The 13530-nt window shown below is 39.5% G+C and carries 4 protein-coding genes; all 4 read left to right on the top strand.

The window, feature by feature from the left end; all coding sequences use genetic code 11:
• Positions 1 to 30: 30 nt before the first annotated feature.
• The 4 genes from H6G59_RS18375 to H6G59_RS18360 all read left to right on the top strand — a co-directional run bounded on the left by H6G59_RS18375 (position 31) and on the right by H6G59_RS18360 (position 13497).
• Complete coding sequence (locus tag H6G59_RS18375; protein WP_190716932.1) at positions 31 to 2283, top strand: CHASE2 domain-containing protein; 2253 nt, start codon at positions 31 to 33, stop codon at positions 2281 to 2283.
• A 146-nt stretch (positions 2284 to 2429) separates the two neighbouring features.
• The gene (locus H6G59_RS18370) at positions 2430 to 6536 is read left to right on the top strand and encodes a two-partner secretion domain-containing protein (RefSeq protein WP_190716930.1); all 4107 of its coding nucleotides are present in this window, start codon (positions 2430 to 2432) and stop codon (positions 6534 to 6536) included.
• Positions 6537 to 6715: 179 nt separating this feature from the next.
• Positions 6716 to 9280, top strand: coding sequence for a CHAT domain-containing protein (locus H6G59_RS18365; protein WP_190716928.1), 2565 nt, complete (start codon positions 6716 to 6718; stop codon positions 9278 to 9280).
• Between the two features lie 68 nt (positions 9281 to 9348).
• Positions 9349 to 13497 (top strand): two-partner secretion domain-containing protein, encoded by a 4149-nt coding sequence (locus H6G59_RS18360; protein WP_190716925.1) that lies wholly within the window; start codon positions 9349 to 9351, stop codon positions 13495 to 13497.
• Positions 13498 to 13530 lie beyond the last annotated feature (33 nt).

Genomic DNA, 13530 nt, shown 5'->3' with positions numbered 1-13530 from the left:
AGTATTTAATCCTTTGATTTTCCTGAGGAGATGGGCAAGATAAAACGTTTTTTGTGGGAATGGCGGGCTGTTGGGATTACTACTCCAAGTATAGCGGTATTAGTAATCCTTTTGCGCTTTCTTGGTTTATTACAATCTTGGGACTGGGCAGCTTTTGATCAATATATGCGTTGGCGGCCGCCTCAACCCCAGGATGACAGAATTGTGATTGTGGGGATTGAGGAAGCAGATATGCAATATCTTCAGCAAGGTTACATTGCTGATGGTGTTTATGCGAAGTTGCTGAAAAAACTCAAAGCCAGAAAGCCAAGAGCAATTGGTTTGGATATTTATCGAGATCTCCCTTTTGAACCAGGCCATCAGGATTTAGTGAAGGTGTTTGAATCAACCGAATATGTGATTGGGATTCAAAAAGTAGTGGGCGATCGCAATAGTCAGCCTGTTCCACCACCACCTGTACTTAAAGCGAAAGATCAAGTAGGGGCAAATGATGTAATTGCTGATGCCGATAACAAGATCAGACGCGGTTTCATTTATCTAGCAGATGCCAACAATAAACCTGTCTACAGCTTTAGCTTTTATCTAGCATTACTTTATTTAGAAAAAGAGGGTATTACTGTTCAGGGAAATAAAGATTGGCAGTTAGGGAAAACGGTATTTTCTCGCTTTCAATCTCATGACGGGGGCTATATCCGCGCCGATGACAATGGCTATCAGATGTTATTGAATTACCAAGGTTCGACCGGCTCTTTTAATACAGTTTCCCTCAGAGATATTTTAGAAGACCGAGTCCCAAAAGATTGGGGACGCGATCGCATTATCTTAATTGGGATGGTGGGTGAAAGTTTCAATGATTTATTCTACACTCCCTACAGTGGCGATTTGCTCAGTATCCCAGAACCCATGTCTGGGGTGGAAGTTCAGGCACATCTCACCAGCCAAATTTTGAACGCCGCCCTCAAAGGTAACGCCTTAATTAAAAGTTGGTCAGAACCCCAAGAATGGCTGTGGATTGCCTTCTGGTCAGGGGTTGGTGCTATCCTGACTTGGCGGTGGCGATATGTAGGTAAGTCCTTTAAATCCTCTTTTTGGTGGTGGGGAACTACCCTGATATTGGCGCAAGGGGTTTTATTAGGTAGTACATACATAGCTTTTGTTTGGGGCTGGTGGTTGCCTGTTGTTGCCCCATTTTTAGCACTGACCGGTGCGGCTATTGCTATTACAACTTATATTGCTAACACCGCAGATTCAATTCGCAAAACTTTTGGGCGTTACCTCACAGATGAGGTAGTTGCCACCTTGCTGGAAAGCCCCGAAGGATTGAAAATTGGCGGTAAAAGGGCAAAAATCACCATCGTCACTTCCGATTTAAGAGGATTCACCGCCCTATCAGAACGACTGTCTCCAGAAGTAGTGGTACAAGTTCTCAACATCTATCTGGAATTCATGTTAGATGCGATCGCACAACACCAAGGAACCATTGATAAATTCATGGGTGATGGTATTGTCATTCTCTTTGGTGCGCCCACACGCAGGGCAGATGATGCTCAACGAGGAGTTGCTTGTGCTGTAGCCATGCAATTAGCAATGACTGCTGTTAACGAAAAGTTAGCCCAATTGGATTTACCAACTTTAGCAATGGGTATTGGTATTAACACTGGAGAAGTTGTCGTTGGCAATATTGGCTCAGAAAAACACACCGAATACACCGTCATAGGCAAAGAAATGAACCTCGCTTTCCGCATTGAAACTTATACAACAGCCAAACAAATTCTCATTTCTGAAGCAACTTTAAAAGCAATTGGATCAGCAACCCTCAGAATCGACGGAGAACAGCAAATCAAACCAAAAGGAGTTAAAGAATTAATCACAGTTTATGATATTGGTGGTATTGGTGAACCATATAACTTGTTTTTAACCAAAGACACAGATATCTTTGTTGATCTGATAGAACCAATTCCCATCATCTACCAAATAGTTGATGGTAAGCAAGTTTCTGCCCATATATTCAAAGGACATTTAATCAAACTATCAGATCAAGGAGCCTTAGTGCAAATCGAGAACACAGAATTAGATACTTCTTCACTTCCTAATTTCATTAATATTAAGCTCAACCTATTAATAGATGGCAATCAAGAAAAATTGAGTGAAGACATCTATGCAAAAATTTCCGATCAACCTGCAACCCCAGGTAATTTTTATCTGCAATTCACCTTTAAACCTCCAGCAGAAGCAGGTATACTTTTTAAAGCTCTTTCTCAATCAATGAAAGATCATAAATGAAAAAGGCGGGTTTAGTATGTATAGCCAAGCCACTGCGTTGGGCGACTTCGCTGTAAAGCAAGTGGCGCGCGACTTCTAATAGGCAGAGCTAGTAATAAATTAGACTTGTGCATTTATCCTCTAAAATCCTCTAGAAATCCAATATCATGAAGAAAATTTCCCTCCAACAACTAATTCTATTGTTTATTTTCTTCCTCTTTCCTAGTAATAAGCTAAAAGCACAAATAACACCTGACCACACATTAGGACAAGAAAATTCAGTTGTTAACAAAGTTAACGAATTCAAAGACCTGATCAATGGTGGGGCTGCTAGAGGAGGCAATTTATTTCACAGCTTTGAAAAATTCAATATTGGTGAAAATAGAAGTGTGTATTTTGCTAATCCTGTAGGAATTGAAAATATATTAACTCGTGTGACCGGTGGTAATGCTTCTCATATTTTCGGAAAGTTGGGAGTAGAGGGAACAGCAAATTTATTTTTAATTAATCCCAACGGGATTATCTTTGGACAAAATGCCAGTTTAGATATTCGCGGTTCATTTACTGCGACAACTGCGGATGGTATTAAGTTGGGTGAAAATGGTTTATTTAGTGCCACAGCACCAGCCACAAGTAATTTATTGACAATTCAACCCAGTGCGTTATTTATGAATGCTTTGAGAAATCAACAAGGGTCAATTAAGAATGAAGGTAATTTAACTGTTGCTAATGGTAAGAATATAACTTTATTTAGTGCAAATGTCATCAACACAGGCACATTAACAGCACCAGAGGGAATAGTTCAATTAACAGGTGCAGAAAATCTGAGAGTGAGAGGAAATTTAGAAACAGGGACGTTATTACTTGATACTAAAAATCTGAATATTGGTGAAGATGATAATGTCACAATTAATAAAACTACATTAGAAGGATTATCTGGAAATACAAATTTGATATTTCAGGCAATAAATGATATTAAAATTAATTCTTTAAATAGTAATATTTTAGAACTAGCTAATGGTAGCGGTAAAATCAAATTTATTGCTGATGCTGATGGGAATGGTATCGGTAGTTTTCAGATGGATGCTGCTAATACTATTAAAACTCCTGGACGGAGTGTTGATATTAAAGGCGTTAATTTAACTGTTGGTGATATTGATACTAGCTCAGAACAGGATGGAGGAAATATAACTTTAACTGCCACTAGTGGCCATATCTCCACTCTAAACCTATACTCCTCCTCATATTCAGATTCAGGAACAGGAGGAAATGGCGGAGGGATGACTCTCACTGCTGGTGGCCATATCTCCACTCTAAACCTAGACTCCTCCTCATATTCAGATTCAGGAACAGGAGGAAATGGCGGAGGGATAACTCTCACTGCTGGTGGCCATATCTCCACTCTAAACCTAGACTCCTCCTCATATTCAGATTCAGGGACAGGAAGAAATGGCGGGGCGATTTCTCTATCTGCTGGTGGCCATATCTCAACTCAATCCCTATACTCCTCCTCATCTTCATTTTCAGGAATAGCAGGAGATGGCGGGGGGATGACTCTCACTGCTGGTAGCCATATCTCAACTCAATCCCTAAACTCCTCCTCATTTTCATTTTCAGAAACAGCAGGAAATGGTGGGGGGATGACTCTCACTGCTGGTGGCGATATCTCTACACAAGACCTAAACTCCTCCTCATCTTCATCTTCAGGAACAGGAGGAAATGGCGGGGCGATTTCTCTATCTGCTGGTGGCGATATCTCCACTCAATCCCTATACTCCTCCTCATCTTCATTTTCAGGAATAGCAGGAGATGGCGGGGGGATGACTCTGACTGCTGGTGGCGATATCTCCACTCTAAACCTAGACTCCTCCTCATCTTCATTTTCATTTTCAAGAGCAGCAGGAAATGGCGGAGGGATGACTCTCACTGCTGGTGGCAATATCTCCACTCTAAACCTAGACTCCTCCTCATCTTCATTTTCAAGAACAGCAGGAAATGGCGGAGGGATGACTCTCACTGCTGGTGGCGATATCTCTACACAAGACCTAAACTCCTCCTCATCTTCATTTTCAGGAATAGCAGGAGATGGCGGGGGGATGACTCTGACTGCTGGTGGCGATATTAAGGGTATCAAAGATGAATTTAGCAATGAATTCCCGGTGTTTTCTTCCTTTTCTGTTTCCCAAACCGGAAATTCAGGACAGAGTGGTAACGTTACCTTAGCAGCTAGAAATAACATTACAAATTTAGATATCTTAACTTTGTCCTCTTCCTCAAAATCTGGAGATGTTCAAATTAATGGTTTTGGCGATTTATCATTAACTAATACTGCCATCATCACCAGTAAACAGGTGACAATTAAGATTTTTGGACAAGAAAGAACCCTGGATGTTGGTGGAGTAGGCCAATCAGGAAATGTGAATATTACCAGCACAGGTAATCTCACCTTCAAAGATAGTCGCATAGAAAGTGACACCAAAGGCAGTGAACCCGCAGGAAATGTAACTATCACCAGTCCTGCAATTGTCACGTTTAATAATAGTAAAATTGCCAGTAACACCAGCAGTACAGGAAAAGCCGGCAATATTCAAATTAATGCCAACAACTTAACCCTGACAAATGCTTCAGAAATCTCCGCTTCCACCACAGCAAAAGGAAAAGCTGGAGACATTACCCTTAATACACCCACTCTAACAGTAGCCAATGGCGCTGAAATCTTCGCCACAACCACAGGCAAAGGTGATGGCGGTACAATTACTATCAATGCAGATAAAGCTGTTAATCTCGGTATCGGTGTTAAAGATTCTTCTCCTATCCTTTCCGTTGAAACCAGTGGTGCAGGAAAAGCCGGAAATATCGTTGTGAATACTCCTAACCTCACCGTATCTGATACCGCCCGTATTACCGCCACAGCAACTGCAACAGCTACTAATAAAGATGGCGGTGGTAGCATTACTTTAAACGCCTCAAAAATGAACCTAGCCGGAGTTGTCGGTGTTTTTGCCGAAACCCAAGGACAAGCACCCGCAGGTACGTTAAAACTTAATCCTTACGAAAATCAACCCGATTTAGATATTACCCTCTTCCCTGGTTCAATTATTTCTGCTTCCACTACTGCTAGTGGTAAAGGTGGTGACTTAATTATTACAGCACCGGAAAATATTAACATCGCAGGAAAAGGAAAATTAGCAGTAGAAAGTAAAGGAATAGGTGATGCTGGCAATATTCAAATTACTACTCAAAACTTAACTTTGAGTGATGGTGTGCAAATCTCAGCTTCTACATCTGGTAGTGGTAAAGGTGGGAATATCATCGTCAAAGTTAAAGATAATATTACCTTGAACGGAACAAACACCGGACTATTTGCTAGTACCGAAAAAGGTTCTATCGGTGATAGTGGTAGTATTGATATTGACCCCCAAACCTTAAGCATTAAAAACGGTGCAGGGATAGGAGTTAATAGTGAAGGAACTGGTAAAGGTGGAGATGTTTCTATTCAAGCAGGTACTCTGAGTTTAGATAATAAAGGTTTTATTAGTGCGGAAACTGCTTCTAACCAAGGTGGGAATATTAATCTGACAATTAACGATTTATTATTGTTCCGAAATAATAGCAAAATTACCGCAACAGCAGGAACAGGAGGAGATGGTGGAAATATCAAGATTAATTCTCCTTTTATTATTACCTTTCCCAATGAAAACAGTGATATTACAGCTAATGCTTTTCAAGGAAATGGCGGGAAAATCAACATTAATACTAATGCTATTTTTGGACTAGAATTACGTCCTCAATTAACCCCAAAAAGTGATATTACTGCATCTTCTCAATTTGGTCTAGCTGGAGATGTGCAAATCAATACACCTGATGTAGATCCTACTTCTGGCTTAATAGAATTACCCGGTAATTTAGTCGATGCTGAATCATTAGTAGGCACGGATATTTGTTCAGATAAGCAAATTGCTAAAAACAATTCTTTTGTAATTACAGGTAAAGGTGGTGTACCTGCTGATTCTGATGAATACATTAGTAATTCACCTGGGTTAGTAGAATGGGCAACTCGTTCAAAAAAACAGGAAATAATACCTATGGTTATGAGACAGCAACAAAGGATAAATAATCAGCCACAAAATTCAACTAAGTCGGTAATTCAGCAAGCACAAGGATGGATAATTTCTGCTGATGGGAAGATAATTCTCACAGCAGAAGCACCAAATGTCACACCTCAAAGTTCAGCTTTAAATCATCCTGATTGTCATGCTACCAGTACTAATTAATCGTCTTTTTTGAACGGGGTTATCGGTTGAATGCAATAAATTTAAATTAAGGGCGGGGAAACCCCGCCCGTACAGGGTTTACGATTAAATGACTGAATCTCAAAAAACTCTTACTCTTTGCGCCTGGAGCGTGAAAAAAATCACCCTCTTAATCAGCAACACACAAATCGGTAAATACCATGAAAAAGATTTACTTTCTAACTCTGAGTTTATTATCTCTAGCTTGCAGTTTTCAAATAGATGCGGTGAGAGCAAATACGACTCTTAATAATAGCGGTAATTATGTAAATGTCAATAATCAAATTATTATAAATTCCCTTTCTCTAGAACAACAAGCTCAACAATTATATCAACAAGGACAATTTAAACCAGCTATTTCATTGTTGCAAAAAGCTATTAAAGGCTATGGGGAACAAGGTGATATAGTTGGTCAGGTGATAGCTTGGAGAAATCTAGCTTTAGTCTATCAAAAAATTGGAGACTTGGCACAGGCAAACCAAGCCATAACAACTGCTCTTAATAGTCTTGAAAAAATAGCAGATATCAAAGAACGCCAACAAATTTTAGCTCAAACTCTGGAAGTTCAAGGACAATTACATCTGTCTATGGGTAATGCCCAAAAAGCTCTAGATACTTGGAATCTCGCTGCTAATACATATCAAAAAATTGGCGAAAATACAGGAGTAATTAGAAGCAAAATCAACAAAGGTCAGGCATTACAGGCTTTAGGATTATATAATCAATCTGTCAAAACTTTAACAGACACTCAGAAAAGTCTTGAACAACAACCAGATACTCTACTCAAAGCTAAATCACTCCAAAGTTTAGGAGATGTGTTGCGTAGTATCAGACAATTAGATAAGTCTCAAGCAGCTTTGGAGCAGAGTTTAGTATTATCCCGAAAATTATCCTCGCCGTCAGCAATTACGGAAACACTTCTGAGTTTAGGCAAAACTACCAAATTACAAAAAGATCAAACTCAAAAAGCCCTAAATTACTATCAACAAGCTGTTAAAGAATCTCCTTCATCTGATTTGATGATTCAGGCACAGTTATACCAATTAGAGCTATTGTTAAATGAAGAGAGATTGTCAGCAGCCAAAGAATTAATCCCACAAATCCAAAGCAGTTTTACTCAATTACCTCCTAGTCGCACAGCGGTTTATTCCCGCATTACTTTAGCTAGAACTCTCCTCAAATCGAGTCAAGAAAATTATTCTCAACCCCTAATTGCCAATGAACTGGCAACAGCAATCCAATTAGCAAAGAACTTAGACGATAAAAGAGCCGAAAGTTATGCAATGGGAACTTTAGGAAATCTCTATGAACAGAATCAACGCTATGAAGAAGCGCAAAAATTAACTGAAAAAGCCTTGCTTCTTTCTCAAAGTAACAACGCACCAGAACTTAGTTATGAATGGCAATGGCAATTAGGCAGAGTTCTCACAGCCCAAAAAGAACAAAAAGGTGCGATCGCAGCTTACACAAAATCAGTTAAAACTCTTCAATCTATACGTACTGACATTGTAGCAATTAGCTCAGAAGCCCAGTTCGACTTTAGAGAGCGTGTTGAACCAGTCTATCGAGAGCTAGTTGCATTACTATTGCAACTAGAAGCTACTCAAGAAGACCTCAAACAAGCCAGAGAGGTAATTGAATCATTGCAACTAGCAGAACTAGACAACTTCTTTCGTAATGCTTGTTTAGATGCTAAACCTGTGCAAATTGACCAAATTGACCCCACATCAGCGATATTTTATACAATTATTCTCAAAGACCGTTTAGAAGTAATTGTGGCTCTACCTCAGAAACCTCTACGCCACTACAATAAAATATTACCTCAGTCAACAATAGAAGCCAATATCGCTGCACTACGGGCTGCTGTCGCTAGTCCCAGAGAACGAACTTTAAATCAAAACAGGCTAAAACTCTCCCAAGAACTTTATAACTGGTTAATAAGTAAGATTGAAGGAGAACTGCAAACTAGTAATATCAAAAATCTAGTTTTTATCTCAGATGGAGCTTTACGAAATATTCCTATGTCTATTCTTCATGATGGTAAACAATACCTAATTGAAAAATATAGTATTGCTCTCGCTCCCAGTTTACAACTGATAGATCCTAAAGCTTTAGCTAGAGAAAAAATTCAGCTTCTTGGTGGTGGATTAAGTGAAGCTCGTCTAGGTTTTTCTGAACTTCCTAATGTCATCACTGAATTAGAACGAATTAAAGTTCAGGTTCCTAGTTCATTTTTGCTAAAAAATAATGCTTTTACTGACAATAAATTAGAGGAAAAAGTTAAAGAAAATGCTTATCAAGTAGTTCATTTAGCTACTCACGGTGAATTCAGTTCTAAAGCTGAAGATACATTTATTCTCACTTGGGATCAACGACTCAATGTCGATCAATTAAATAGTCTTTTACGTCCTAATAGAAACCAGATTCGCCCAATTGAATTACTGGTTCTCAGTGCTTGCAAAACTGCTGCTGGAGACAAAAGAGCCTCATTAGGATTAGCCGGTGTGGCAGTGAGAGCAGGGGCGCGTAGTACTCTTGCTAGTCTTTGGTATGTCGATGATGAAGCTACTGCCTTATTAATGACGAAATTCTATGAGGAATTAGCTAACAGCAAACTTACTAAAGCTGAAGTTATTCGCCGCGCTCAACTTACAATTTTACAAACTAAGAATTTTTCCCATCCCTATTATTGGTCAGCATTTGTTTTAGTAGGAAATTGGTTGTAATATCAAGTGATGTCAAAAATTAATTCTCTGTCGGATAGGGAAAGTAAATTTTCACCAAGGAATATAACATGATACCTCAACTCCAGCTACATAATTATCAGTTAGGAATAGCAACTTTATTTGCAATAGGAGGAATATTAACCTCTGTCAATCAAACAGTATTGGCTCAACTCACACCTGATCAGACATTAGGTCAAGAAAGCTCAATTGTTAAGCCTATTGACGCAATCAAAGACCGCATAGAAGGTGGTGCAACCAGAGGTATTAATCTATTTCACAGTTTTCAAGAATTTAATATTGGTGAAAATAGAATTGTTAATTTTGCTAATCCTGTAGGCATAGAAAACATATTAACTCGTGTGACTGGTGGTAATGCTTCTAATATTTTCGGAAAGTTAGGAGTAGAAGGAACAGCGAATTTATTTTTAATAAATCCCAATGGGATATTTTTTGGCAACAATGCTAGTTTAGATATTCGCGGTTCATTTACTGCGACAACCGCTGATAGTATTAAGTTGGGTGAGAATGGTTTATTTAGTGCGACAAATCCCCAAAGTAGTAATTTACTTTCTATCCAACCAGGAGCATTATTTACCAACGCCTTAAGAAATTATCAAGCGCAAATTAATAATCAAGGGAATTTAACAGTTGATGAAGGTAAGGATATAACTTTTTTTGGTGCCAATGTCATCAACACAGGCACATTAACAGCGCTAGAGGGGAACATTCAATTAGTAGGAACAGAAAATCTGATAGTCAGGGGAAATCTTAATACAAATACATTATTACTTGATACCAAAAATCTGACTATTGCTGAAGACAATAACGCCACAATCGATAAAACTACATTAGAAGGATTATCAGGAAATACAAACTTGATATTTCAAGCAATAAATGATATTACGATTCATCCTTTAAGTGGTAACAGTTTAAGTCTAGCTGATGGTATTGGTAAAATTATATTTACTGCTGATGCTGATGGTAACGGCGTTGGTAATTTTCAGATGAATACGGCAGATACTATCCGCAACAATGGACAGAGTGTTGAGATTAAAGGTGTTAGTTTAAATATTGGTAATATTAATACTAGCTCCGAATTGGGTGGAGGAAATATAACTTTAACTGCCACTAGTGGCAATATTACTACACAAAATCTAAATTCCTACTCAGGTTCATTGTATGGATATGGAACAGGAAAAAATGGTGGGGCGATTACTCTGACTGCTGGTGGCGACATCACTACACAAGACCTCAACTCCTACTCACGTTCAAATTCAGGCACAGCAGGAAATGGCGGGGCGATTACTCTGTCGGCTGGTGGCGACATCACTACACAAGACCTCAACTCCTACTCATTTTCATTTGTAGGAACAGCAGGAAATGGCAGGGCGATTACTCTGTCGGCTGGTGGCAATATCTCTACACAAAACCTCAACTCCTACTCATTTTCAGATTCATTTGTAGGAACAGCAAGAAATGGCGGGGCGATTACTCTGTCGGCTGGTGGCGATATCTCTACACAAAACCTATTCTCCTACTCATCTCTAGAAGATGGTGGGGCGATTACCCTGACTGCTGGTGGCGATATCTCTACACAAAACCTCAGCTCCAACTCATTTTCAGATTCATTAGTAGGAACAGCAAGAAATGGCGGGGCGATTACTCTGTCTGCTGGTGGCGATATCTCTACACAAAACCTATTCTCCAACTCATCTTCAGATTTATTTGAAGGAACAGGAGGGAATGGTGGGGCGATTACTCTGTCTGCTGGTGGCGATATCTCTACACAATCCCTAGACTCCTCCTCATATTCATTTGAAGGAACAGGAGGAAATGGCGGGACGATTACTCTGTCTGCTGGTGGCGATATCTCTACACAAAACCTAAACTCCTTCTCATATTCATCTTCAGGCACAGCAGGAAATGGTGGGGCGATTACTCTGACTGCTGGTGGCGATATTAAGGGAATTAGAGATGAAGACGAAAAAATTCCAGTTTTTTCTTCCTTTTCTGTTTCCAAAACAGGAACTTCAGGACAGAGTGGTAACGTTACCTTAGCAGCGAAAAATAAAATTACAAATTTAGATATCTTAACTTTGTCCTCTTCCTCAAAATCTGGAGATGTTCAAGTTAACGGTCTTGGCGATTTATCATTAATTAATACTGACATTATCACTAGTAAACAGGTGACAATTGATAATTTATTTTTTGGAAAAATAACCTTGGATATTGGTAAAGAAGGTCAATCAGGAAATGTGAATATTACCAGCACAGGTAATCTCACCTTCAAAGATAGTCGCATAGAAAGTGACACCAAAGGCAGTGAACCCGCAGGAAATGTAACTATCACCAGTCCTGCAATTGTCACGTTTAATAATAGTAAAATTGCCAGTAACACCAGCAGTACAGGAAAAGCCGGCAATATTCAAATTAATGCCAACAACTTAACCCTGACAAATGCTTCAGAAATCTCCGCTTCCACCACAGGAGACGGAAAAGCCGGAGACATCACCCTTAATACACCCTCCTTAACAGTAGCCAATGGCGGGAAAATCTTCGCCACAACTACAGGCAACGGTGATGGGGGTGCGATCGCTGTCAATGCACCCAATAGAGTTAACCTGGGTCTCGGTGTCCAAGACTTTTCCCCTATTCTCTCCGTTGAAACCAGTGGTGCAGGAAAAGCCGGCGATATTATCATCAATACTCCTCACCTCACCGTATCCGATACCGCCCGCATCACCGCCACTGCCACTGCCACTGCAACAAACACCCAAGGCGGTGGTAGCATCACCTTAAATGCCTCTAAAATCAACCTAGCGGGTGTGGTGGGAGTTTTTGCCGAAACCCAGGGACAAGCACCCGCAGGCACGTTAAAACTTAATCCTTACGAAAATCAACCCGATTTAGATATTACCCTCTTCCCTAATTCCACTATTTCCGCTTCTACGATTGCTAGTGGTAACGGTGGTGACTTAATCATCACAGCACCGGAAAATATTAACATCGTAGGAAAAGGAATATTAGCAGTTGAAAGTAGAGGTAGCGGTGATGCTGGCAGTATTCAAATTACCTCCCAAAATTTAAAGATTACTGATGGTGTGCAAATATCAGCTTCTACATCTGGTAGTGGTCAAGGCGGTAATATCAATATCAATACTAATAACTTTACTGCCAATACTGGAGGACAACTTATTACTGCTACTTCTGGTAATGCTAAAGCTGGAAATATTAACCTGAAAGTCAAAGACAATATCACCTTAGATGGTAGCGAAACTGGACTATTTGCCAACACAGACACAGGTTCAACTGGTGATAGTGGTAGTATTGAAATTGACCCCAAAACCTTAATTATTAAAAACGGTGCAGGAATAGGAGTAAATAGTCAAGGTAGTGGTGAAGGTGGAGATATTTCTCTGCAAGCTGGTACTTTGAGTTTAGATAATCAATCCTTTATCACTGCCGAAACTGTCAGTAACCAAGGTGGAAACATCAATCTCGATATTCAAGATTTATTCTTGTTAAGAAATAATAGCCGTATAACTGCAACTGCCGGTGCTGGAGGAAATGAGGGAAATGGGGGAAATATCAAGATTAATTCTCCCTTGATTGTGGCTTTTCCCAATGAAAACAGTGATATTACAGCTAATGCTTTTCAAGGCAATGGTGGGAAAATCAACATTAATACTAATGCTATTTTTGGACTAGAATTACGTCCTCAATTAACCCCAAAAAGTGATATTACTGCATCTTCTCAATTTGGTCTAGCTGGAGATGTGCAAATCAATACACCTGATGTAGATCCTACTTCTGGCTTAATAGAATTACCCGGTAATTTAGTCGATGCTGAATCATTAGTAGGCACGGATATTTGTTCAGATAAGCAAATTGCTAAAAACAATTCTTTTGTAATTACAGGTAAAGGTGGTGTACCTGCTGATTCTGATGAATACATTAGTAATTCACCTGGGTTAGTAGAATGGGCAACTCGTTCAAAAAACCAGGAAAGAACACCTCTGGTTATGAGACAGCAAGAAAGGATAAATAATCAGCCACAAAATTCAACTAAGTCGGTAATTCAGCAAGCACAAGGATGGATAATTTCTGCTGATGGTCAGATAATTCTCACAGCAGAAGCACCAAATGTCACACCGCAAAGTTCGGGTTTAATTCCTCCTAGTTGTCATGCTGCTTCTGGTATAGCAGGTGATAGGTAATACTGTTTCACTTTAAGGTTGATACAAATGGAC

Source organism: Anabaena lutea FACHB-196, from assembly GCF_014698305.1.
GTDB classification, from domain to species: Bacteria; Cyanobacteriota; Cyanobacteriia; order Cyanobacteriales; family Nostocaceae; genus Anabaena; species Anabaena lutea.
The sequence above is the reverse complement of the archived record's forward strand: the minus strand, read 5'-3'. Positions and strand labels throughout refer to the sequence as shown.

Excerpts from the sequence above, each read along its gene's own strand:
- H6G59_RS18375 (WP_190716932.1), top strand. The coding sequence starts at position 31 with ATGGGCAAGATAAAACGTTTTTTGTGGGAATGGCGGGCTGTTGGGATT.
- H6G59_RS18370 (WP_190716930.1), top strand. The coding sequence starts at position 2,430 with ATGAAGAAAATTTCCCTCCAACAACTAATTCTATTGTTTATTTTCTTC.
- H6G59_RS18365 (WP_190716928.1), top strand. The coding sequence starts at position 6,716 with ATGAAAAAGATTTACTTTCTAACTCTGAGTTTATTATCTCTAGCTTGC.
- H6G59_RS18360 (WP_190716925.1), top strand. The coding sequence starts at position 9,349 with ATGATACCTCAACTCCAGCTACATAATTATCAGTTAGGAATAGCAACT.